This is a genomic window from Streptomyces sp. PL-29 (assembly GCF_058344425.1).
In genome coordinates this window covers 6,050,174-6,073,685 of sequence record NZ_CP136996.1, presented here as the reverse complement: position 1 = coordinate 6,073,685, position 23,512 = coordinate 6,050,174, and the positions used below count along the sequence as shown (strand labels likewise).

Sequence of the window (23,512 nt, the reverse complement as noted above, 5' to 3'; positions counted from 1 at the left end):
GAAATAGCCACGTAGCATCCTGACTGTTCCGCATCACAGCAAGACCTCCCCAGGCGGCCCCGGAGAAGTCCGTGCATGACACTCCCGTCACCTCGATGAGCCCGCCCTCGCGGCCCGGCGGCGAACCCCTTGTCCGGGTGCGCGGTCTCTCGAAGCGGTTCGGCGGCACCCTCGCCCTGGACTCGGTCGACCTCGACCTCCACAGCGGCAGCGTCCTCGCCCTGCTCGGGCCCAACGGGGCCGGAAAGTCCACCCTCATCAAGGTGCTCGCCGGGGTCCACCACGCGGACGCGGGCGAGGTGACGGTGGCCGGACACCCAGTCCCCTCCGAGGCCGCCCTGCGCCACATGTCCTTCATCCACCAGGACCTGGGTCTCGTGGAGTGGATGACCGTCGCCGAGAACGTCGCTCTGGGCACCGGCTACCCCCTGCGCCACGGGCTGATCTCATGGCGGCGGGCGCGGGAGCGCTGCGACGAGGCCCTGGGGATCGTGGCCGGCCACCTGGACGCCGAGGCCCGGATCGCCGACCTCGCCCCGGCCGAGCGCTCCCTCGTGGCCATCGCCCGTGCGCTGGCCGGACGGGCCCGGCTGGTCGTCCTCGACGAGCCGACCGCCACCCTCCCCACGGCCGACTGCGCCCGACTCTTCGGCGTCCTGCACACCCTGCGCGACCGCGGGCACGGCGTCCTGTACGTCAGCCACCGGCTCGACGAGGTGTACGAGGTCGCCGACACCTTCGCCGTCCTGCGCGACGGCCGCCTCGTCAGCCACGGGCCGCTCGCCCCGTACTCCCCGGCGCGCCTGGTACGCGACATCGTGGGCCACGAGCCGGCCCGCCGCGCACCCCTGGCCGCGGCGGGCGCCGCACCGGCACGCGCGGCCCCCGCCGCCGACCCGCGCCCGGCCGTCCTGCGCCTCGACCGCGTCTCCACCGCCCGTACCGGGCCCGTCACCCTCGACCTGCGGGAAGGGGAGATCCTGGGCATGGTGGGCCTGACCGGTGCCGGCCACATGCACCTGGGCCGCGCCCTCGCCGGCGTGCTTCCGCTCCTCGGCGGCCGGGCGCTGCTCGACGGCCGCCCGTACCGGCCGCACACGGTCGCCGCGGCCCTCCGCTCCGGTGTCGGCTTCGTGGCGGGAAACCGTCAGGAGGAAGGCTGCGCAGCCGAGCTGAGCGTCCGGGAGAACTTCCTGGCCAACCCGCGGGCCGCCGGTGTGCCGTGGTGGCGCTGGACCGGCCCGCGACGCGAGCGAGCGGAGGCCCGTGCCCTCATCGAACGGTTCTCGGTGCGCCCCCGCGACAGCGAGGTGCCCCTCGCCACCCTGTCCGGCGGCAACCAGCAGAAGGTGGTGGTCGGCCGCTGGCTGCGGGGGAGCCTTCGCCTGCTGATCCTGGAGGAGCCGACCGCCAGCGTGGACGTCGGGGCGAAAGCGGCGATCCACCGAATTCTCGGCGAGGCCGCCGCGGCCGGCCTCGCGGTCCTGCTCGTCTCCACCGACGCCGAGGAGGTCGCCGGCCTCTGCCACCGCGCGCTGGTCTTCGGCCGCGGCCGGGTGGTGGCCGAGCTGGCGGGCGGCACCCTGAACGTCACCGAACTCACGCGCACCGCCTCCGACCTGCCCGCGATCACCGGAAACGGCACGGACCGGTGAGCCTCCGTCGCGCCCACTTCATCGGCACCTACGGACTGCTGACCCTGACGGTCCTGCTCTTCCTGGTCTTCTCCCTCGTCCTACCGGCCACCTTCCCGACGCGGGACAACGTCTCCTCGATCCTGTCCAACCAGTCGATCCCCGCCATCCTCGCGCTCGGAGTGACGGTCCCGATCGCGGCCGGCCGGTTCGACCTGTCCATCGGCTACGGCCTGGGGCTGGCGCACGTCATGGTGTTGCACCTGATCGTCGACGAACACTGGCCCTGGCAGCTCGCCTGCCTCACGGTCGTCGTGGGCGGGGCGCTGGCCGGCGTCGTGAACGGGATCATCGTCGAGTTCGCGCGCATCGACTCCCTCATCGCCACCCTGGGCACCGGGAGCATCATGTACGCGGCCACCGGCTGGATCACCGGCGGGAGCCGCATCGTGCCGGGCCCCGAAGGCCTCCCGGCCGCCTTCACCGCCCTGTACGACTCCACGTTCCTCGGGCTGCCGCTCCCCGCCTTCTACGTGCTCGCCCTCGTCGCCGTCCTCTGGGTGCTGCTGGAACGGCTCCCGCTCGGCCGGTACCTGTACGTCATCGGCTCCAACCCCAGGGCAGCCGCGATCCTCGGCATCCCCACGCACCGCTACTCCGTCGTCGCCTTCGCCGCCTCCGGCCTGATCACCGGTTTCGCCGGGGTCCTCCTCGCGGCCCAGCAGCAGATCGGCAACCCGAGCGTCGGCCTGGACTACCTGCTGCCCGCCTTCGTCGGCGCCCTGCTCGGCTCTACCGCGATCACACCGGGCCGCGCCAACGCCCTGGGGACGCTCGTCGCCGTGAGCGTCCTCGCCGTGGGACTCGCCGGGATCGGCCAGCTCGGCGCGCAGTTCTGGGCGACCCCGCTGTTCAACGGCGCCACCCTGCTCATCGCGGTCGGCCTGGCCGGCTATTCCGCCCGCCGCCGGCTGCGCAGCGGCGCCACCACGACCGGCGGGGCCGCGCGGGCCCGGCACGGCCGGCAGGACACCCCCTGAGACCACCTCGCAGCGCACCGAGCATCAGGAGCACCGTGTACCCCAACCACCGCATGGCCCTTCTCGCCGCCGCAGCCCTGGCCACCGCGGCCGTCGCCGGATGCGGCGGCGGCCGGCCCGGCACCACCGGCCCCTCGGCCGCGGGCTGCCCGGCCGTCGCCCAGCAGGCTCGGACCGGTGTCCGCGAGGCCGAGAGGACCGACAGCGCGTGGACCGGCCCCACGTCCGGCCCTGCCGCGGTCCCCGGCAAGAGCATCGTCTACGTGGCGCAGACCATGACCAATCCGGGCGTCGCGGGCGTCGCGCGGGGCCTCCAGGAGGCCGCCGGGGCCATCGGCTGGCAGGTCCGGGTGATCGACGGGCAGGGCAGCCCGGCCGGCATCCAGGCGGCGCTGAGCCAGGCCGTCACCCTCAAGCCGTCGGGCATCGTCATCGGCGGGTTCGACCCCCGTCCGACCTCCCGTCAGGTGGCGCGCGCCGAGGCAGCGGGGATCCCGCTCGTCGGCTGGCACGCACTGGACTCTCCGGGCCCGAGCACGAACCCGCCACTGTTCACCAACATCACCACGAAGGTGCGGGACGTGGCGAGGATCAGTGCGGACTGGATCATCGCCCACTCCGACGGCAGGGCCGGCGCCGTCCTCTTCACCGACGACTCGATCCCGTTCGCCCGGACGAAGGCCGACCTGATCCGGCAGCGTCTGGCCGACTGCCCCGGCGTGGAACTCCTGGCGTACGAGAACATCCCGATCCCGGACGCGAGCCGGCGCACCCCTCAGGAGGTCTCTTCCCTCCTGTCCCGCTTCGGGAAGAAGTGGACCCACTCGGTCGCCATCAACGACCTCTACTTCGCCGACGCCGCCCCGGCCCTGCGGGCCGCCGGGAAGCCCGGCGGCGGTCCGCCCGCCAACATCGGCGCCGGCGACGGCGATCCGTCCGCCTTCCAGCGCATCAACGGCCGGCAGTACCAGGCCGCCACCGTTCCGGAGCCGCTGACGCAGCAGGGCTGGCAGATCGTCGACGAGTTCAACCGCGCCTTCGCGGGCCGGCCCGCCAGCGGCTACGTCGCCCCCGTCCACGTCGTCACGGCCGACAACAGCGGCGGCGCCACGTCCTGGGACCCCCGGGGCTACCGGGAGGCGTACGAGAAGATCTGGCGCGGGTAGGCGGCCGCGCGGTGGTCGCGCCGCCCGCCCGCTCAGGCCGCCGGGCGGGCTCCGGCGCGTACCGGGGTCCGCCGCGGGGCGTCCGCGCGCTCCCGGCCGAAGGCGAGGTCGGCCATCCGGCGCTCCGGTCCTCGGCGCCGCAGGACCTGGTAGGCGACGAAGGCCGCCGGGCCGAAGAACACCTGGGCGGGGACGATGCCGGGGTCGTCGCCGGTGGCCGCCGCGATCAGGTGCAGGGCGGCCACCGGCGCCACCGCGCCGAAGAGCACCACGAGTGCGGCCCCGGCCCGCAGCCCCCACTTCCCGTACGCCTTGTAGGCGGTGGTGGTGAACAGGGCGTAGGCCAGCAGGTCGCCCATGCCGATGACGGCACCGAAGTCCTCACCGATGCGCAGGCCCGCGGCCGGCGCGTACGGGTAGCCCTGGACGGCATCGGCGAGCTCCTGGGTCAGCGGGACGACCCAGGCGAAGAAGGCGTCGTAGGCAGCGAGGGCGAGCAGGAACCACGCCACGTTCTTCAACCGCATGCCGCCCTGGACGTTGATGTTCGTGGCGGAGACGACGACCAGGCCGACGACGGCGCTGTTGGCCACCCAGTACGGCGGCGCGGTCTCGCCGAAGGACAGGTGGGCGACGAGCACGCTCGCGATCAGCAGCACGATCAGCGCCCAGCGCAGCCGGCCGTTGCCGATGATCGGCTGGTAGCCGACGGACAGTCCGCCGGCGAAGACCAGGGCGAGCACGCAGGGCAGGACGCCGCCCGGCAGCGCGAGGTAGACGTAGGGCAGCGCGAGGACGAAGCCCATCATCATGAAGATGTCCCGGCCGTTGAAGACGCCGACGGGCGGCCTCGCGGTGCGGACGGAGCGGAAGTACGCGATGGCGCCGGTGACGACCGCGAGGGCGAGGGCCGCGGTGACCGCGAGCTGGAAGAAGACCGTCATGCGTGGCTCCGGGTGAAGGTGTGCTCCGCCAGGTCGCAGCGGAGGGGGAAGCGGCGTGCGGCCTCCTCGTCGTCCAGCGGCAGGACGGTGACGCGTGCCTCGATGCCGCGGGCCAGCAGCCGCCCGGCCACCTCGCCCTTCGTCGCGGTCCGCGAGGCGACCTCCACGTGGAGGCGGCCGTCGGCCCCGACCTCGGCCCGGTGGCGCAGCGGCCACGGCATGCCCGGGGTGCCGTCCAGGGCCTCCACCACGTCGCGCGGCGTGACGACCGCATCGGCGGTGCGCAGCAGGGTGCCCGCCTTGCCGAGGATCTGCGAGACGGCGGGCACGGCGGCCAGTTCGCAGTCCGGTTCGCCCTCCAGGGTGCGCACCACGTCACCGGTGTTGTACCGCAGCACGGGCATGCACTCCCGGTAGGGGTAGTACGGCGTGACGGTCAGTTCGCCGAGCTGTCCCGGGCCGACGGGCTCGCCCGTGTCCAGGCCGAGTACCTCGGTGTAGCCCATGTTGGGGTCGATGTGGAGGTGGCGCCGGCTGCAGGTGCGGCCGCCGACCGGCAGGAGTTCGGTCATGCCGAAGTTGTCACCGATGGTTTCGGCGCCGAAGGTCTCGCGCAGGGCGTTCACGAAGGCGGGCGAGACGATCTCGCCGCCCGCGTAGATCGCCCGCAGACCGAAGTCGTCCGGCCCGTATCCGCGTCGGCGGGCCGCTGTGAGCATCCGGGCCAGGTAGCTGGGGTTGCCGGTGAGCAGGGTGGGGCGGGGGCCGCTGCCGCCGAGCAGGTGCTCGACGGACTCCTCGGGCGGTACCTGGCCGACCACGTGGCAGGAGGCTCCGACGAGCCGGCAGACCTCGACGTCCTCCTGTACGGCCGCCGTCGCCCGGGAGCTGAGGTTGATCTGCATCCGGTCGCCGGGGCGAATGTCGCCGCGCAGCACCACGGACAGGGCGATCAGCGCGGGCCATAGCTCCATCTCGTAGCGGGAGAGCCATATCTGCACGGGACGGCCGGTGGTGCCGGTCGTCTGGGTGGCCAGGTAGGGCGCGCTGCACAGGAAGTCCGCCGGGCGCTCGATCAGGTCGGCCTTGCGGGTCACCGGGATCCGGGTGAGCGTCTCGGTGGTCAGTGCGCCGAGGTCGATGCCGGCGAGCCGCTCCCGGTAGAAGGGCGAGCGCTCGGCCAGTCGGCGCACGGTCCGCTGGAGCGCGCGGTTCTGCAGGTCGCGCCGCTCGTCCGGGTCGGCGAACGGGCCGTCCGCCAGTTCGTCGACGTCGTCGCCGAGGGAACCGAACTCCTCCAGCGTGGCGAGGGCATCGGCGACCAGACGCTCCACGGCCCGTACGTTCAGCTTCCGGCCGAACACCATGGCCATCGCGACCCGGACCTGCCGGACACCGGTCTCCAGCACTCGTGCCTCCTCTCAGGCGTGAAGAAGAGGGGTGGGGGCGGCGCGCCGCCCCCACCCCCCGCATCTGCGTCAGCTGGAAGAGCAAGAACCGAAGAAGACGGCCGTCATGGCACCCATGACGTACTTGAACTGCTTGGCGCTGGTCTTGATCGCGCTCATCGGATCCTCCTTTGTCGCTCCTGGTGGACGCGCTTCCCGGGCCCCTTGAGGGTCGTTCCGCCCGTCCCTGGGTGACAACACCCTGGCGCGATCGCGGTGTTGCGGGCAATGATCGGGTCCGTTCAACGGACCGGCGGAAGCGGAGGGCGGTACCACCGTTCCTGCTGATGAGCCGGGACGAACGGGGAGTTACGGACACCATCCGACCGATGTCGTCCGTACGAAAGGGGGTTCCGCTCATGGCCAGATCCGGCACTGAGGGGCGGGGTGTACTGGAGGGCGCGTTCGCGCTCATGGAAGTGCTCGCGCACGGCGACGAGGTAGGTCTGACCAAACTGGCGGCGGACGCCGAACTGCCGAAGGCCACGGCGCACCGGCTGCTCGGGCAGTTGGTCGCGCTCGGCGCGGTGCAGAGCGTCTCGGGCCGCTATCGGCTGGGGCCGAGGACGTTCCGGCTGGGGCAGGCGTGGCATCCGGCGCGGGCGCTGCGGGCGGCGTCGGCGCGGCCCCTGCGTGAACTCGCCGCGGTCGGCGGTGGCAGGCTCGGGGTCAGCCTGTCGGTCCCCGAGGCGGGCAACGCCCTCGTGGTCGGGAGCACGCGCAGCGAGGTGGACGAGGCGTTCGCGCTGCATCCCGGCGCGGTTCTGCCGCCGGGGAGCGCGGCCGAGCTGGTCCTGACGGCGTCGGCCCGGGAGGCGGGCCCGCCGCCGGGGTGGTCGCGGGCCGCGTGGTCGCGGGAGGCGGTACGGGTCAGGGAACAGGGCATGGCCTTCCAGTACGGGCAGTGCGTGAGCGCGCTGTCGTGCGTGGCGGCTCCGGTGTTCTCCGACACCGGGCACGTGGTGGCCGCCGTGGCGGCGTCGGCACTGGACGGCAAACGGATCGCGCTCCTGGGCGAGGCCGTGGTCCGTGCGGCGGCGAGGGTGAGCACGAACCTGTCCCGGCTGCGGGCGCCCGCGGCGCGGCCGCGCCGCGAGGGGGAGTCCGCGCAGGGTCCGGCCGGCCGGGCCTCCCGGCACGCCGTGATGGCGCAACGGCACTAGGTACAGGGCCCGTCCGGCGGAGGGGCGTGGCGGCGGCGGCGCGTCCGGCACGCCCCTCCGCCCGCGTCTGCCGGCCCGGCGCGGGTCGAGGCGCACCGGGGACCGGGGTGACCGGCCGTTCGTGCGACATGGGTACCATCCGTCGAATTCCCATGCGAAGAACGAGCCGTGGTCGGATGTCCGGGCGCGCCCGTCACCCCGCCCCCTCCCCACCGCACCGCACCGCACCACGAGCACCTTCGAGAGGCAGTCCGAACATGCCCCTGGCGATCCCGCCCTTCAGCGTGCTGTCCGACGCGTTCGACGCCGCACCCGAACGCTTCTTCGCGCACCTCAGGGAGCGGGTCCCGGTGCACTACGAGCCGACGATCGACGGCTACTTCCTCTCCCGTCACCAGGACGTGAAGCGGGTGCTGACCGACCAGGAGGCGTTCACCACCGAGATGCTCCAGGTACGCGCCGAGCCCGTGATGCGCGGGCGGGTCCTCGCCCAGATGACCGGCGCGGAGCACACGGCGAAGCGGAAGATCGTCGTGCGCGCGTTCACCGGCTCCGCCCTCCAGGACCAGATACGCGCCATCCGCGCCAACGCCGCCGAACTCATCGCCCCGTTCCTCCCGCAGGGCCGGATCGACCTGGTCGGCGACTTCGGCAAGCCCTTCGCCGTGCACGTCGCCCTGGACGTCCTCGGCCTGGACAGGGCCGACTGGCAGCAGGTGGCCCGCTGGCACAGCGGGGTCGCCGAGTTCGTCACCGGCCTGGCCCTGACCCCGGAGCGCCGACGGCACTGCCTGGACTGCGCGGAGCGACTGGAGGCCCACCTCGCCCCGGTCATCCGGCAGCGGCGCCGCCGGCCCGGCCAGGACCTGATATCGAAGCTGTGCACCGCGGAGTTCGACGGCATCACCATGAGCGATCGCGACGTCACCGCGCTGATCATCAACGTGCTGGTCGCAGCCGCGGAACCCGCGGACAAGACCATCGCCCTGCTCTTCAAGCACCTGATCGACCACCCCGAGCAGATGGCGCAGGTCCGCCGGGACCCGGAACTGCTGGCCGCGGCGATCGCGGAGACCCTGCGCCTGACCCCGCCCGTCCAGCTCATCCCCCGACAGACGGCGCAGGACGCCGTGTTCGCGGGGACCACCGTCCCGGCGGGCGCCACCGTCTTCTGCATGATCGGCGCGGCCAACCGCGATCCGGACGCGTTCGCCGACCCGGACTCCTTCGACATCCACCGCGCGGACCTGGGTACGGCCCGGTCGTTCACCGCGGCCGCCCAGCACCTGGCGTTCGGAAGCGGGCTCCACCAGTGCGTCGGCGCGGCCTTCGCGCGTGCCGAGATCGAGACCGTCGCCGCGATGCTCCTGCCCCTGCTGGACGAGGTCCGCTACAGCCCCGGGTTCCGCTACCGAGAGACGGGCCTGTACACCCGGGGACCGGCCTCCCTGTCGCTGGACTTCACTCCCGTGCGGGGAAGTGGAACCCGCCGCGACTGACGGCCGTCTAGTGCGGTGACCGGCAGGGTTCGCCGGGGCGCCGCGACCCGGTGGACCGCCGCGGCCGTGGCACTGGCAGGGCGGTTCCGGCCGGGACCGGCAGCCACCGTACTCCCGGCCCCGAAAGCCCGTTGCCCCATCCCCCAAGCGGAGACGACGATGAGACCGACCGACATCACCAGAGCCCTCAACGACCTGCTGTTCACGCCGGGTCTCGACCTCGACGAAGCCGTCGACCGGCACTTCACCCCCGACTACCGCCAGCGCACCGACGGCGTGTGGAGCGACCGCGCCTCCTTCGTCCAGCACATGGCGCGCCTGCGCACCCTGGTGCTCAGCGGTGGGATCGAGGTCCACGACGAACTCCGCGACGGCCCCCGCTACGCCGACCGCCACACCGTCACCCTGACCCAGCACAACGGACGCACCTCCCGCACCGAGGTCTACCTCTTCGCCCGCTTGGCCCCCGACGGCCGGTTCCAGTGCGTCGAGGAGACCACCCTCCTGGTGACCGGGCACCCCGACGACGGCAACCTCGGCAGCGTCAAGTGAGCTGAACAGGAGCTCTGTCAGGGGCTCCGACGGGGGAAACCGGAACGGAAGAGAGCGCTCTCCCTGCAGTGGGCACGCAGAGCGTCGGTGTGGAGCAAGGAGAGGGAAACGACCATGGTGTCCGTAGGGGAAAGACTCAGCCGGGCCCGAGTGCGGGCCTTCATCGGCCGGGACGAGGAACTCGACCTCTTCGGCCGGGCGTTGGCCGGTGATGCGCAGGCCCCGTTCGCGTTCTACGTGTGCGGGCCGGGCGGCATCGGGAAGTCCACGCTGCTCAGGCGGCTGGCCGACCACGCGCGCGCGGCGGGCCGGCTGCTCGTCGAACTCGACGGCCGCTTCGTCAGCCGGGACCCGGGCGACTTCGAGCACGCCGCCGGGCCGTTCCTCGACGTACCGGGCACGGTCCTGTTCGTGGACTCCTTCGACCACTGCCAGTGGCTGGAGAGCTGGCTGTGGCACCACTTCCTGCCCCGCGCCGCGGACGAAACCCTGGTCGTCCTCGCCGGACGGCGCGCTCCGCAGCCCCAGTGGACGGCCGACCCGGCCTGGTCCCGGCTCCTGCACGTGACCGAACTGGAGCCGTTCTCCGAGGAGCAGGCCGGCAGCCTGCTGGTCGCTGCACGGATCCGGCCGGAACTACACGACCGGGTGCTGCGCTTCGCCGGCGGCAACCCGCTCGCCCTGTCCCTCGCCGCCGCGGCGGGGTCGGCGGGCTGCGCCCGGGAGGAGATCTGGGCGCCGTCGGCGGACGTCCTGCGCACCCTGCTGGCGGGGCTGATCGGCGAGGTCCCCACCGCCGCCCACCGCCGCGCCCTGGAGGTGGCGGCGCAGGCCCACTCGACGTCCGAGGAACTGTTGTCCTCCGTACTGCCCGACGAGGACGCCCACCTGCTGTTCTCCTGGCTCAGGGACCTGCCGTTCATGGAGTCCACGCACCGGGGACTCCACCCGCACGACGCCGCCCGCGAGACGCTCGCCGCCGACCTGCGCTGGCGCGCCCCCAATGCCTTCGAGGCGATTCGGGGGCGCCTGGCGGACGAATACCTGCGCCTGCTGCGGGAAGCGCCCGAGGAGCGGGTGTGGACCGTCACCGACGAGCTCTTCTACCTCTTCCGGGAGGGCGAGACCCTCTCCCGGCTGCGCACCTGGTCCCGCGACGAGGAGCTGCACGACCGTCCGCTGCACCCGGACGACGTGGACGTCGTCCTGCGGATGGCCGAGGAGACCGAGGGGCCTGCCTCGGCGGAACTGGTGCGCTACTGGGTGCGGCGCCAGCCGCAGGCCTTCAGCGTCTACCGCCTCGTGGACACGGGCCGGATCGTCGCCTTCACGGCCCGGCTGGCCCTGCCGGCCCCGCCCGACCCGGAGGACCTCGCCACCGACCCCGTGGTCGCGGCCGCGTGGCGCCACACCGACGCCACGGCACCGGTGAGCCCCGGCGAGCACATCGGGATCAGCCGCTTCTCGGTCTACCCCGAGCGCTACCAGGTACCGTCCCGCGTCATCGATCTGAGCAGCTCCCGGGCCCAGGCGGAGGCCGCCCGGGCCCGCGGCCGAGCCTTCGGCTTCGCCGTCTTCCAGGACGCCGAAACCTGGGCCGAACGGGTCGAGGGCACCCTGCGCGACACCGGGGAGCGCCCCCGGGTCGGCGAGCACACCTACGGGCTGTTCGGCGTCGACTGGCGCGAGGTCCCCGTGGAGACGTGGCTCCTGCGCTTCATATCGACCCCCGACGCACCGGCCCCGGCCGCGCCGTCGGCCGTCTCGCGCACCGCTTTCGACCAGGCCGTGCGCGAGGCGCTGGCGCACTGGCGCGACCCGAAGGCCTTCGCCGCCTGCGTCCTGATGCGCACGCGGCTCGCGGCCGACCTCGACGATCCCGTGGAGGAGCTGCGCACGCTGCTGCGGCAGGCCGTCGACGACCTGGCCCGTGACCCGCGCGGGGTGCGCGCCCGCGAGGCCCTCACCGCCGGGTACCTCTCCGGTGTCCCGACCCAGGAGGGCGCGGCCCGCCGCCTGGGGCTGCCGTACGGCACCTACCGCCGCCATCTGCGCCAGGGCCTGGACCTGCTCTGCGAAGCCCTGTGGCAACGGGAGCTGCAGGGCCCGCGCTAGCGCTGTGACCGGAAGGGTTCACCGCCTCACGGCCCCCGGCACGGCATCTCGCCGCGTTGTCGGACCGCGCGAGGACGTCGAGGACGAGGTGGGATCCTCCGCCGTGCGCTGCGCCGCACCGGGGGCCGCGAGCCGGCACACCTTTGCGGCCACAGCACGGGGGAGGTCCGGCAGGACGGGGTGGACAGGTACGGACAGCAGTGGACACGCCTCGTCCCGGCCGGGGCTGGAGGGTGGACACCGGCCGACGCGAGGCTGTGTACCACGAACGCGGCACGCAGCCGGACGCGCCGGCCGACCGCCGGCCGCGGCCGGTCCCGCGCACCTCCTCACCCGCCCGGCGCAGCCGGGCCGGGACGACGGCTGCCGCCCCACTCGCCCCCAGGAAAGAGATCGCGTCATGACCACTGTGAACCCGCCCTATCTGACCGGCCACTTCACTCCTGTCGCGGAGGAGGTCACGGCCACCGGTCTCACGGTCGAGGGCACCCTGCCGCCGGAGTTGTCCGGGCGGCTGCTGCGCAACAGCCACAACCCCAAGCCCGGTGTCACCCCCACCCACTGGTTCAAGGGCAGCGGCATGGTCCACGGCATCCGCCTGCGGGACGGCCGCGCCGAGTGGTACCGCAACCGCTGGGTCCACACCCCCGCCCTCGACGGCGCCCCCTACATGACCGAGAAGGGCCCCGACCTCACCGCCAGCGCCGCCGGCACCCACATCATCGAGCACGCCGGCCGGCTCCTCGCCCTGTGCGAGGCCAATCTCCCCTTCGAACTCGACGGGGAACTCGGCACCATCGGCGCCTACGACTTCGACGGCAAGCTCCGCACCGCCATGACCGCGCACCCCAAGGAGGACCCGGTCACCGGGGAACTCCACTTCTTCGCCTCGTCCCCCTTCCCCCCGTACCTCACCTATCACGTCGCCGATGCCGAGGGCGCCCTCGTCCACACCGCCGAGGTACCCGGAGCCACCGCCTCCCTCAAGCACGACTTCGCCCTCACCCGGCGCCATGTCGTCTTCATCGAGGGCAACGTCACCTTCGACCCCGCCGAACACTCCGGCATCCCCTACGGCTGGAGCGACCGGCAGCCCTCCCGGATCGGCGTGATGCCCCGCGGCACCGACGGACACCGGCACATCCGCTGGTACTCCATCGAGCCGGGCAACATGCTCCACGTCTCCAACGCCTACGAAGACGGCCAGGGCCGCATCGTCCTGGAGGGCCCCACCGTCGACCGCGAGGGCTTCCGCCTCTCCTGGAACTGGTGGACCGGTGCCCCCGGCCGCGGCAGCGAACCCGTCTCCCGCTCCTACACCCGCCGTTGGACCATCGACATGGCCGCCGGCACCGTCGACGAGCGCATCATCGACGACCTCCCCATCGAGTTCCCCACGCTCAACGAGGACTACCTCGGCGTCGAGAACCGCTACCAGTACGCCGTCGCCTTCCCCGACGAGAACGGCCTGGGCGGCTACGGGCTGGTCAAGTACGACCGCACCACCGGCGCCCGCCGCATTCACCAGGTCGGCGACGCCCGCCTCCCCGCCGAAGCGGTCTTCGTCCCCGCCGCGGGCGCCACCAACGAGGACGACGGCTACCTCCTCACCGTCGTCTCCGACATCAAGCAGGACGCCTCGCAGCTCCTGGTGCTCGATGCCACCGGCTTGGGCACCGTCGCGACCGTCCACCTCCCCCACCGCGTCACCGCGGGCCTCCACGGCTCCTGGATCCCCGACACCCCTCACCACGCGTCCTGACACCGCGCACAGCGCTCAGGGGCCGTTCCAGATCGCTCTGGAACGGCCCCTGAAATGCGACCTCATCCGAGGTGGGTGCCGGGTGGGGGTCAGCGGCTGGTGCCGCCCAGGCCGGAGGGCCCTTGCCAGGCACCATTGCTCACCCAGTCATTGGCGAGGCGGTGACGGTCGAGATATCGGGAAGGGTCCGGTATCCAGGCTGTCCTTCAGGCCCCTCGCCATCGAGATGAACCCGGAGCAGTCCGCGCGGTACGGTCCACCGACCGTGCTGTCCTTCCGAGCGAGCGACTGGCTGTCCGGAACGGCGTTGCTGATCCCGTCGTGCGCCCGGGCGATGATCTGTTCCTGAGTGATCGCGCCGGCTGGCGCGGCCGGACCTATGCTGCCGGTCGAGGGGCGGGGCCACTGGAAGAGTTCCGGCGAACGCGTCACTGGCGGGTATCAGCGCGTCTCCTTGCCGGCGGCCTCACCGACGACGGCGCCGGGCAACCACCTCGGCATCTCGTCACGCACCGTCAGCCGCCACATGGCCTCGATCAGGGAACGCCTCGGCGCCACGAGCCGCTTCGAAGCGGGCCTGAAGGCCGCCGAGCGGGGCGGCGCCGGTTCTCGAATGATCACCAACGGCGGAGGCCGTTTCCGCCTTGTGGCGGAAACGGCCTCTGACCTGCGACTCCTTCGAGTCGGGACGACAGGATTTGAACCTGCGACCCCTTGACCCCCAGTCAAGTGCGCTACCAAGCTGCGCCACGTCCCGATGCCCGCTGACCTGGGGTTTCCCCTGGCCGAACGCGCATGAGAACGATACCGCATTTCCGTGGGTGGTCGCGCGCGCCTTTCCGCCACCGGTGCGCGATCAGGGCGGCCGGTGCCGGCGAGCGGCTCCGGATGGGCTGCGACCAGGCGCTTCGGGGCTCACGCGCGCCGGTCCTCCCGTTCGTGCAGCAGGGCCACCAGCTCCGCCGCCAGCCCCTTCGCGGCGACGAGTCCCTCCGTCCCCCACCGCCGCGGGACCGTGTCCACCACGCACACCGTGCCCAGGACGATCCCGCGCCGGTCGGTCAGCGGCGCCCCCAGGTAGGAGCGGACCCCGCTCTCGTCCACCACCGGGTTGCAGGCGAAGCGGGCGAAGTCGCGCACGTCCTCCAGTACCAGCGCGCGCCTGCGTACCACCACGTGCGGGCAGTAGCCGTGATCGCGGGCCAGGACCCGCGCCGGGTAGGTGCTCCCGGGGGCGTCGGGCACGTGGTGCAGGCCCGCGAAGAACTGGCGCTCCTCGCCGACGAAGTTCACCCCCGCGCAGGGGGCCGCGAGGACGTCCGCCACACGGCGGGCGAAGGCGTCCAGTTCGGGGTCCACCCGCTCCCCCAGGCCCAGTTCACGCAGGCGGACGGCTCGCGCCGGCGCCTCCCGGTCGACGGGCGTGAGCAGCAGGCGCCCGGTCGGTTCGTAGGAGGGCATCACGTTTCCCCCGGTTCTTTCGGCCCTGTCGTCGTGGCGGTCGTCGCTGGTGTCATCGATGCCGCCGCGGGCGATCGGTCTGCGGACGTGCACAGCAGGTGGCGGACCAGGGCGGCGAGTGTCACCGTCCCGGACGTGGTCAGGCGTGCGTCGCACGGTACGACCGGTACCTCGGGCCCCAGGCCCACCGCGTCTCGAACCTCGTCGGGGGTGTAGCGGTGGCAGCCGTCGAACTCGTTCACGGCGACGATGAAGCCGATCCCGCGCCGTTCGAAGAAGTCCACTGCCGGGAAGCAGTCGGCGAGGCGGCGGGTGTCCGCGAGCACCACCGCGCCGAGCGCGCCCGCGCACAGTTCCTCCCACAGGAACCAGAAGCGGTGCTGGCCGGGCATGCCGAAGAGGTAGAGCACGTGACGCCCGTCCAGAGCGATCCGGCCGAAGTCGAGCGCGACGGTCGTCGTGGCCTTGGCCTCGACCCCGTGCAGCGGGTCGGTGCCGATGCCGACGTCGCTGAGCAGTTCCTCGGTGCTCAGCGGCTCGATCTCGCTCACCGCGCCCACGAAGGTGGTCTTCCCCGCCCCGAAGCCCCCCGCGACCAGGACCTTCAGCGTCACGGGGGCGTCACAGCCGTCGGCGTAGGCCATCGAGGACCGCCAGGAGGAGGAACTGGTCATCGGCGGCATGCGTGCCTCCACCCGGGAACCGCGGCGGCTGCGCCGTCACGGCTCCGCATTCCATGAGATCGGACAGCAGTACCTTGACCACCGCGGCGGGGAGCCGCAGCTGGCCCGCGAGCTCGGCGACGGTGACCGCCGCGGCACCGGCGCACCACCTCAGCGCGAGGGTGTGCTCGGGCCCGAGCGGGACGCGCGGGCGTACGCCGGTCGCGCTCATCAGCGACAGCAGGTCGAGCGCGATCCCCGGTCTGGTCCGGCCGCCGCTGGCGGTGTACGGGCGCACCACCCGCCCCGCCGAGTCGTCGAGCCACGGTGTGTCCCGCCCCTTCCCGTATCCGCCACAGGCCCTGTGCACCCCCCTGCCGTGGGCCCTCATCGCTCCGCGTTCGCGGCGGGCCGCCGGGGCTCGGCCGCGAGGTAGGGACGGACGCTCTTGACCAGCATCGCCATCTCGTAGCCGAGGACACCGGCGTCGGCTTCGCGGTCGGCGAGGACGGCCAGGCAGGTACCGGACCCGGCTGCGGAGACGAAGAGGAGCGCGGTATCGAGCTCGACGACGACCTGCCGCACCCCTGCCCCGTCGCTGAAGCGTGCGCCGGCACTGCGGCCGAGTGAGTAGAGGCCACAGGCCAGGGCCGCGAGATGGTCGGCGCTGTCGTGGTCCAGGCCGTGCACACAGGTCACGAGCCCATCGGCGGTGAGGAGTACGGCGCTGCGGGTGTACGGCACGCGTTGGACCAGGCCGCTGAGCAGCCATTCGAGGTCCGAGAGCCGGCTGCCGGTCTCGGTCGCCATTTCGCCGCCCATGGTGGTGCGCTCCTTGCCGGGGGTGCTGGGGGTGGGGGTGCTGGGGGTGGGGGTGCTGGGGGTGGGGGTGCTGGGGGTGGGGGTCATGCCTGGTTCTCCGACTGCCCCAGGCCGAAGCCCCGCCGGAAGGCGGCCATGAGGCCGGGATCGGGTACGGGCTGCCCTGCGTCCGCGGGGCACCGCGGGTCCGGGGCGACGCGCAGCTGGGGCGCGAGGTGCTGCTGGGCTCGGCGCCGCGGCAACTCCGGCCGCTCGCCCGCGGCCCCGTCGCCGGCGCCCCGTACGTCCGGGCCGCCGAGCTGGGCCGGGACTGCGGGCCGGGCATCCGGGCGGCCGACTGCCGTCGGTGCCTCCGGTCCGTGCCCCGCCCCGGGCCCGGTGTCGGACGCGTTCCCCGCATCCATCACCGGCGCACACGGCCGCTCGACCGCAGGCACCGACCCGGTGCCCGGCCGGGACGCGGACGGGGGCTGGGACACGCCCCACGCAGCTGTCGCGGTGCCGGTGCCGGGAGCACCCGGCGGCCCACCGGCGGGAGCCGACCGCACGTCCGCCGCGGGGGCGGGCTCCCGGTCGGCTGCGGCCGGCGCCTGCGGCACGGGTCCCGCCGCCGCCCCGGGCTCCCGTCCGGTGACGGGCCCGGGCTGTGACCAGGCCGGCGGTGCGGCAGCAGTCGCGGTCGAGGCGGCGGGCTCCGAAGGGCGGGGTTCGGAGCGGGGAGCCGGGACGGCCTGCTCCGCGCGACGGGGCAGCGGCATCCGCGCCGGCTCCAGCGGCGGCGTCACCCGCGAGCCCCCGGCCACGTCGGCGGGCTCGGCCGCGCCCAGCAGCTCCTGCGGCAGCACCAGCACCGCCAGGACGCCGCCGTAGATGTTCGACTTGAGTTCGACGGCGATCCCGTGCCGGCGGGCCAGCGCCGCGACGACGTACAGGCCGATCCGCCCGTCCGCGAGCAGGCTCCGGACGCTGACCTGGTCGGGATCCCCGAGCAGGGCGTTCATCCGCTGCTGTTCCTCGGCCGGCATGCCCAGTCCCCGGTCTTCCACCTCGACTGCGATCCCGGCGGTGACCCGCTCGGCGCGCAGCACCACATCGGTGTCGGGGGCGGAGAACACCGTGGCGTTCTCGACGAGTTCGGCCAGCAGGTGCACGACGTCGGCGACGGCGTGTCCGCGTACGGTGCCGCCCGCCGGCGGCACGACCTTGACCCGCGTGTACTGCTCGACCTCGGCGACCGAGGAGCGGAGCACCTCGCTCAGGTCGATCGGCCGGGTCCACTGGCGGCGGGAGGCGGCGCCTCCGAGCACGGCGAGGTTCTCGGCGTGGCGGCGGATCCGGGTGGCGAGGTGGTCGACGTGGAAGAGCTCCCTGAGCAGGTCCGGGTCCTCGACCGTGTCCTCCAGGCCGTCCAGCAGCGAGATCTCGCGGTGCACGAGGGACTGGAGCCGGCGCGCGAGGTTGACGAAGACCTCGACCTTGCGGTCGCTGTCGGACGGGGTGACGGGACCGGCCAGCCGTACCAGGGCCGTGTGGGCCTGTTCCCGGGCGCCGCGCAGTTCCTGGGAGAGCAGCCAGAACTCGTCCACCCCGGCCGGGTCGCCCCCGGTGAGCGGTGCGTTCGGCCCGCCCCGGACCGGTCGCGGCGCCGCCTCGCCCCGCTCCAGCCGGTCGGCGGCCGCCCTCAGTTCCTGGCGGCCGCGCACACTGGAGCGGCGCAGCGCTTCGCACCGGTCCCGTACGGCCTTGGCCGCGCGCTGCGCGCCGAGCAGGGCGGCGGCGAGGGCGCCGATCGTGAGCAGGCCGCAGCCCGTGAGCACCGGCCAGAGCCGGGCGTCACGCTCGCCGGCGCCGCCACCGAGCTGGAGGGTGAAGATCACCGCGGCGGCGCCGCTGAGCGCGGCGGCGAGGGTGGGCAGGAGGGCGGCGCGTACCAGCTGGGGACGTATCTGCCGGCCGGGACCGGGGGCGGCATGTCTCGACGGGGCGTGGCGGGCGGCGCGGGGTCCGGACATCGGCGTCCTCGGTACGTGGGGCCCGGCCCCCAGCGTTCCCGGGGCCCGGTGTTGATCACCGAATACCCACGCTAGACCCCGCCATCCCGCCGCGGACCGCCAGTTGGCGAACTTCCCGGGGGTGCTTCCCGCTCCCGGTGGAGCGCTCGTACAGCAGCCCTAATGCGCCGGTCAGGCCGCTGCGGGCGCCCCGCGGCGCCCCTGCGGGCGCACGCGGACGCCGGCTGCGGCGCCGGCCCGGGCGGGGGCGGTACCCGTGTCCGGGCCGGCGCGCCCGCTGCGACCCGACGGACTCCGGCCTCGCCCGCCCGCTCACCACCGGCGACGCCACGCGGGACACCGTCGGCGCCGCGCCGCCCGCCTGGTGCGGGGTGCACGGCCGCAGGCCCTTGCGCGGACAGCTGCGCGGGTGCGCCCGCCGTCCGCCCGGTGACGAACGGCCGCCACCCGGCCGGCTCGCCCAAAGGCTCGGGGCGCCGCCCCCGAGCCCGGCTCACGCCCCTCACCGCCGAGGCGCTCCAGCAGGGCGACACCGGTACGGGCCGTGTCGATCAGCGGTGTCCGACTGCACGTCGGAGGACGGTCCGCCGCCACGGCAGGCGGCCGTCGGCGGCGTATATGAAACGTAGATGGACGGCTGCGAGCCTCCTCGGCAGAACAACCCGCAAGCCAGCCAGGGGCCGCACACGGCACCTGGACGAACAGACAGGATCCACCGTGCCGCACACCCGCACCGTCACGCGCCGTCTGGCCCTCGCCGTCCCCGCCGTGCTCCTGGCGCTGCTCGCCGTCGGTGCCACCGCCGGAGCCCCCGCCCTCACGGCGGACCGCAGCACGAGCGTCTCGGCCGACGACGCCACCATCCCCCGACCGCGCCTGGATCACAACGAGTTCAACAGCAAGGCGTGACCGCCGCGCGCGGCTCCAGCAGGGTGCGGGCCTCCGCGGCCTCCGGGAGGCCTGACCGCTCGAAGACCTCCCACGCCTCGGTCGCGTACCGCAGCCCCTCCTCGCGCCGGCCCGCTGCCAGGCAGACCCGGGCGTGGATCAGCAGGGCGTAGCCGCGGTCCCGGCCCCGGCCCGGCACCGTGCGCAGATGGGCCACGGCCCGGGCGGAGGCCTCCAGCGCCTCCCCGGTCCGGCCCAGGTCGCTCAGCGTCCGGGCGCTGCGGTAGTCGGCCTGTGCCCGCTGACCCGGGATCCGGGCCGCGTCGCACAGGTCGCGGCACTCCCCGTACGCGGCCAGCGCCTCGTCCAGCCGGCCGAGCTCGTGCAGGGCCTGTCCGCGCACGCACAGCGCGTGGGCGACCCCGTGGTCGTCGGCCATCTCCCGCAGCGCCTGCAGGGCCTCCTCGCAGGCGGGCAGCGCCTCGGCCGCCCGGCCACCGCGGACGCGGGCCAGGGCGGCGTTGAGGGTGATCGTCAGGGCGCCCGAGCGGTGGCCCTGCTCCCGCGCCAGGACGAGTGCCTCGTCGAAGCACGCGGAGGCCTCGCCGAAGCGGTGCTCGAACTGGGCGATCACCCCGAGGTCGTTGTACGCCTGCTGCAGGATCGCCCGGTCGCCCGCCCGGCGGCAGGCCCGTACGGCCAGCTCGGCGGCTGCCCGGGCCCGGCCCAGGTCGGTGGCCTGGAGCGCCGCGTTCCCGGTGAGGAAGTGGGCGCGGCCGGCCGCGCGGTCGTTGCCGCGCAGGGTCGCGGCCCGGGCCAGTTCGGCGGCGGTCTGCGTGATCCGCGCGTACGGGATGTCCTGCCCGAACGAGCTGAGCGCGACCAGCAGGTCGGCGGCCATCGTCAGCTCCTCCGGGTCCGCGGCGTCCGGCCGCCGCACCACCAGCTGGACGGTGTGCAGCGCGCAGTCGAACTCCGCGACGACCCAGGCGCGGGCCTCGGTCAGGTCCGCGAGCCGCCCCGCCCCCGGTTCGGCCGCCGCCGCGACGATCGAGCGGTGGACCGGGTCCCCGGGGATCATCCGCTGGAAGGCCTCGGCCGCCATGCCCAGCAGGTGGTGCAGGAGGCGGTGCTGCACCGGCGGGCCGGCCTCACCGGCCGGGGTGGGCAGGTTGAGCGCGAAGTCCCGGCCCAGCTCGTGGTGGCGGTAGCGGCCCGGCTCCGGTGATTCGAGCAGGGCGGCGTCCACCAGGGCTTCGAGCAGCTCTTCGGCATCCGGCTCGGCCAGGTCCAGGGCCGCGGCCGCCGCGGCGAGCCCGATCCCGGGTCTGGAAACGGGGGCGAGCCGGCGGAACACGCCGGCCTGGGGCCCGGTCAGCTGGCGGTGGCCCAGCTCGAAGACCGCCGCGACGGCCAGGTCGTCGGCCCGCAGCTCGGTCAGCCGCCGCCGCTCTTCGGCGAGCCGCGCCAGCAGGTGCGCGACGGTCCATCCGGGCCGGGCGGCGAGGCGGGCGGCGACGATGCGGACCGCCAGCGGCAGCCGGGCGCAGGCCGCGACCAGCGCGGCCGAGGCCTCCTCCTCCCGGTCCACCCGGTCGGCGCCGACGATCTGCCTCAGCAGCCCGAGCGCCTCCTCCGGCGTGAACTCCGCGAGCTGGACGTGGCGTCCCGACAGCAGCCCGCCCAGGCGGGCCCGGCTGGTGACGACCACGGCGCAGCCGGCGGCACCCGGGAGCAGCGGTTTGACCTGGGAGATGTCCCGGGCGTCGTCGAGCAGCAGGAGCAGTCGGCGGCCGTCCATGACGGTGCGGAAGAGCCGGGCGCGGTCCTCCGTCGAGGGCGGCACCTCGCGGCGGGGCACGCCGAGGCTTCCGAGCAGGCTGGCCAGGACGGTGCCGGGGTCGGCGGGGTCGCTGCCGGTCCCGCGGAGGTCGGCGTAGAGCTGGCCGTCGGGGTAGGCGTCCTTGACGTGGTGCGCGACCCGCAGGGCCAGGGCGCTCTTGCCGATGCCGCCCATCCCGCTCACGGCGGCGACGGCCAGGGCAGTGCGGGCCGGGTCGCCCAGGGCGTCGGCGAGGACCGCGAGTTCAGCAGTCCGGCCGCAGAAGTCGGCTATGTCGGCCGGCAGTTGGGCGGGCCGGAGGTACCCGGCCCGCCCCGGTTCGGCGTAGGACGTTTCGGCGCCCCCGCTCGGTGGCCCGGCGTCGACCCGGGCTTGGCCGGCACCCGACTGCTCGGGGACTCGCGGAGGCGCGAAGGCCCCGGGCACACCGGTGGGCACGGCGGCCGCCGGCCCGCGCCGCGCCTCGGGTCCGGCGGCCCGGGTCGCGGCGGCAGGCAGCAGAGCCGGGTCTCCCGCCAGGACGCGGGCGTGCAGGGAGCGGAGCTCGGGGCCCGGGTCCAGGCCGAGTTCGTCGGCCAGCACCTCGCGGGCCCGGCCGAAGACGGCGAGGGCGTCGCCCTGCCGCCCCGCGGCGTACAGCGCGCGCATCAGGAGCCCGTACGGACGCTCCCGCAGCGGTTCGTCGCGGATGAGGGCGGTGAGCTCGGGGACGGCCCGCTCGTGCCGCCCGAGGAGCAGGTCCGTCCCGAGGCGCTCCTCCAACAGGTGCAGCCGCAGCTCCGCCAGGCGTGAGCGCTGGCTCTCGGCGAACGGCCCCGGCACCCCGGCCAGCGGCTCGCCCCGCCACAGGGCCCCGGCCTCGGTCAGGGCTTCGGCGCAGCGCTCCGGCTCCCCGGCCGCGTGGGCGCGCGCGGCCTTCGCGGCCAGCTCCTCGGCCCGTACGGCGTCGACCGAGCCCGGCGGTACGGCGAGCCGGTAGCCGTCGTTCGCGGACTCCAGGACCTGGGCGCCGGTCTTCTCCAGGAGCTTGCGCAGCCGCCAGACGTAGGTCCGCAGGATCATCACCGCGGAGTCCGGAGCGGACTCGCCCCATACCGCGGCGGTCAGTTCGTGCAGCGGCACGACATGGCCCGCCCGGAGCGCCAGGACGGCGAGGGCCGCCTGCTGCTGCGGCGGTCCGCAAGTGAGCGCCGGTCCCCCGTGGGACATCCCCACGGATCCGAGCACGAAGAATTCCACGAGTTCCCCCTGTGCACGCGCACAGCTCCACCCGGCGGTCGGTCTCCAGTCGTACTGGCCCGCCGATGTACGGAGCGTCATCCTAAGCGGTTCACATGACCATGCCATCGGAATGGGTCGCGCAGGCGCGGCGGCGGCCCGGCCGGGTCCGCACGGCGGTTCGGAGTGACCGGTTCCGGGTCACACCCAGCCGAGGCGGGCCGCGCGCAGCCCGGCCTCGAAACGACTGCGCGCGCCCAGCCGTTCGATCAGCGAGGCCATGATCCGCCGCGCGGTACGGGCCGAGATGTGCAGCTGTCCGGCGGCGGATTCGTCGGTGTGCCCCTCGGCCAGCAGGCCCAGCAGTGATCGCTCCTGCTCAGTGGGTACGTACCGCGCCTCCGACGGATCCGCGCCCAGCGGCACGGCCGCGCCCCACTCCCGCTCGAAGAGCGCGACCAGCGGCGCGATCACGCCGGGCGCGGAGAGGAACAGCGCACCCCGACGGCTGTCCGCCGGGTCCATGGGCAGCAGGGCGTGGGTCCGGTCGACCAGCACCATCCGGGTCGGCAACGCGGCGACCGTACGGAAGGCCCCGCCGCCGGCGAGCAGCGCCCGGCTGTAACGCAGCGTGCCCGGGTCCTCCCGGACGAGGTCGAGCCCGATGGTGCGGATCGCGACCCCGCGGGCGAGCACCAGGGCGTCGTTGCGTTCGGCGGCCTCCAGTGCGGCCGGGGACTGGGGGCCGCCCGGCATGAGGGTCAGCACCTCGGTCCTGGCCTCCAGTGCCAGGCGCTCCAACCGCCGCTGCACGGCGTCGAGTCCGGCCAGCCGCTCGACGCCCTCGGCCGGGCGACCACCGGAGCCGGTGCCCGCGAGGAGCCGGACCAGGGCCTGCTGGTGGCCGGCGGCCTGCCGGTGCCGGGTCATCAGTTCCTCGTGCTGCTGGTCCAGGAGCCGCTGCATCCCGAAGACCGGGTCGACGGCGGTGAAGCGGCCGGGCGTCTCGAAGGACGCCTGGACCAGGCGCAGCGCGAACAGCCGGTCGAGGCAGTCGCGGACCCGGTCGGGCTCCACCCCGAGCCGGGCGGCCAATTCGGCCAGGCCCAGTTCGGGCCGGGCGAGCATCTCCTCGTACACCGTCTGGTCGAGTTCCTCCAGGCCGAGCCCCGCGGACATCGTTCCCCCTCTTCGCTTGCGGTCGCCCCCGTCGATCTGCGACCAGCCTGCCCGCCGGACATCTACGCGACATAGACGGGCCCTCCACGCGCGTCCACGCGGTT

General features: G+C 74.1%; 19 protein-coding genes and 1 tRNA gene. 10 read left to right on the top strand and 10 right to left on the bottom strand.

Annotated features, from left to right (window positions below):
- Positions 1-71: 71 nt before the first annotated feature.
- The 3 genes from R4Z63_RS27760 to R4Z63_RS27750 are packed head-to-tail and all read left to right on the top strand — an operon-like array spanning position 72 to position 3,840.
- On the top strand, positions 72-1,655 hold the full coding sequence (locus tag R4Z63_RS27760; RefSeq protein ID WP_384447646.1) for a sugar ABC transporter ATP-binding protein: 1,584 nt from the start codon (positions 72-74) through the stop codon (positions 1,653-1,655).
- A complete protein-coding gene (locus R4Z63_RS27755; RefSeq protein ID WP_384447643.1) occupies positions 1,652-2,674 on the top strand; it encodes an ABC transporter permease in 1,023 nt (340 codons plus the stop codon). Before R4Z63_RS27760 ends, R4Z63_RS27755 begins: the two co-directional genes overlap by 4 nt.
- Positions 2,675-2,727: 53 nt before the next feature.
- On the top strand, positions 2,728-3,840 hold the full coding sequence (locus R4Z63_RS27750; protein WP_384447691.1) for a substrate-binding domain-containing protein: 1,113 nt from the start codon (positions 2,728-2,730) through the stop codon (positions 3,838-3,840).
- A gap of 32 nt (positions 3,841-3,872) precedes the next feature.
- Here the strand turns inward: R4Z63_RS27750 and R4Z63_RS27745 are convergent, their stop codons facing one another.
- Positions 3,873-4,784, bottom strand: a complete 912-nt coding sequence (locus R4Z63_RS27745; RefSeq protein ID WP_384682685.1) for a hypothetical protein — start codon at positions 4,782-4,784, stop codon at positions 3,873-3,875.
- On the bottom strand, positions 4,781-6,193 hold the full coding sequence (locus R4Z63_RS27740) for a phenylacetate--CoA ligase family protein (RefSeq protein WP_384447634.1): 1,413 nt from the start codon (positions 6,191-6,193) through the stop codon (positions 4,781-4,783). The genes R4Z63_RS27745 and R4Z63_RS27740 overlap by 4 nt, the downstream gene beginning before the upstream one ends.
- A 398-nt stretch (positions 6,194-6,591) precedes the next feature.
- On the opposite strand from R4Z63_RS27740, the gene R4Z63_RS27735 reads away from it, so the two are divergent.
- From R4Z63_RS27735 to R4Z63_RS27710, 6 genes are all read left to right on the top strand, one after another.
- Positions 6,592-7,395 (top strand): helix-turn-helix domain-containing protein, encoded by an 804-nt coding sequence (locus R4Z63_RS27735; protein WP_384447631.1) that lies wholly within the window; start codon positions 6,592-6,594, stop codon positions 7,393-7,395.
- A gap of 257 nt (positions 7,396-7,652) precedes the next feature.
- Positions 7,653-8,894 (top strand): cytochrome P450, cyclodipeptide synthase-associated, encoded by a 1,242-nt coding sequence (locus R4Z63_RS27730; RefSeq protein ID WP_384447628.1) that lies wholly within the window; start codon positions 7,653-7,655, stop codon positions 8,892-8,894.
- A 159-nt stretch (positions 8,895-9,053) separates the two neighbouring features.
- The gene (locus R4Z63_RS27725; RefSeq protein WP_384447625.1) at positions 9,054-9,446 is read left to right on the top strand and encodes a nuclear transport factor 2 family protein; all 393 of its coding nucleotides are present in this window, start codon (positions 9,054-9,056) and stop codon (positions 9,444-9,446) included.
- 114 nt (positions 9,447-9,560) lie between these two features.
- Positions 9,561-11,561 (top strand): DnaA/Hda family protein, encoded by a 2,001-nt coding sequence (locus tag R4Z63_RS27720; RefSeq protein WP_384447623.1) that lies wholly within the window; start codon positions 9,561-9,563, stop codon positions 11,559-11,561.
- Positions 11,562-11,961: 400 nt separating this feature from the next.
- Positions 11,962-13,323 carry a carotenoid oxygenase family protein gene (locus tag R4Z63_RS27715; protein WP_037916109.1) on the top strand — a complete coding sequence of 454 codons (1,362 nt, stop codon included), beginning with the start codon at positions 11,962-11,964 and terminating at the stop codon, positions 13,321-13,323.
- A gap of 526 nt (positions 13,324-13,849) precedes the next feature.
- A complete protein-coding gene (locus R4Z63_RS27710) occupies positions 13,850-14,041 on the top strand; it encodes a hypothetical protein (protein WP_384447687.1) in 192 nt (63 codons plus the stop codon).
- Here the strand turns inward: R4Z63_RS27710 and R4Z63_RS27705 are convergent.
- From R4Z63_RS27705 to R4Z63_RS27680, 6 genes are all read right to left on the bottom strand, one after another.
- A tRNA-Pro gene (locus R4Z63_RS27705) sits at positions 14,007-14,080 on the bottom strand. The genes R4Z63_RS27710 and R4Z63_RS27705 overlap by 35 nt on opposite strands.
- 158 nt (positions 14,081-14,238) lie before the next feature.
- Positions 14,239-14,784, bottom strand: coding sequence for a GAF domain-containing protein (locus tag R4Z63_RS27700; RefSeq protein WP_384447619.1), 546 nt, complete (start codon positions 14,782-14,784; stop codon positions 14,239-14,241).
- Positions 14,784-15,428 (bottom strand): GTP-binding protein, encoded by a 645-nt coding sequence (locus R4Z63_RS27695; RefSeq protein ID WP_052030040.1) that lies wholly within the window; start codon positions 15,426-15,428, stop codon positions 14,784-14,786. Before R4Z63_RS27695 ends, R4Z63_RS27700 begins: the two co-directional genes overlap by 1 nt.
- Positions 15,406-15,837, bottom strand: a complete 432-nt coding sequence (locus R4Z63_RS27690; protein ID WP_384447616.1) for a DUF742 domain-containing protein — start codon at positions 15,835-15,837, stop codon at positions 15,406-15,408. Before R4Z63_RS27690 ends, R4Z63_RS27695 begins: the two co-directional genes overlap by 23 nt.
- Positions 15,834-16,256 carry a roadblock/LC7 domain-containing protein gene (locus R4Z63_RS27685; RefSeq protein WP_384447684.1) on the bottom strand — a complete coding sequence of 141 codons (423 nt, stop codon included), beginning with the start codon at positions 16,254-16,256 and terminating at the stop codon, positions 15,834-15,836. Before R4Z63_RS27685 ends, R4Z63_RS27690 begins: the two co-directional genes overlap by 4 nt.
- Before the next feature lie 95 nt (positions 16,257-16,351).
- A complete protein-coding gene (locus R4Z63_RS27680) occupies positions 16,352-18,280 on the bottom strand; it encodes a sensor histidine kinase (RefSeq protein WP_384447613.1) in 1,929 nt (642 codons plus the stop codon).
- 717 nt (positions 18,281-18,997) lie between these two features.
- On the opposite strand from R4Z63_RS27680, the gene R4Z63_RS27675 reads away from it, so the two are divergent.
- Positions 18,998-19,189, top strand: coding sequence for a hypothetical protein (locus tag R4Z63_RS27675; protein ID WP_037916094.1), 192 nt, complete (start codon positions 18,998-19,000; stop codon positions 19,187-19,189).
- On the opposite strand, the gene R4Z63_RS27670 is transcribed toward R4Z63_RS27675, so the two are convergent.
- Positions 19,173-22,250 carry an AfsR/SARP family transcriptional regulator gene (locus tag R4Z63_RS27670; RefSeq protein ID WP_384447610.1) on the bottom strand — a complete coding sequence of 1,026 codons (3,078 nt, stop codon included), beginning with the start codon at positions 22,248-22,250 and terminating at the stop codon, positions 19,173-19,175. The genes R4Z63_RS27675 and R4Z63_RS27670 overlap by 17 nt on opposite strands.
- A 180-nt stretch (positions 22,251-22,430) precedes the next feature.
- A complete protein-coding gene (locus R4Z63_RS27665; RefSeq protein WP_384447607.1) occupies positions 22,431-23,408 on the bottom strand; it encodes a helix-turn-helix transcriptional regulator in 978 nt (325 codons plus the stop codon).
- Positions 23,409-23,512: the final 104 nt, after the last annotated feature.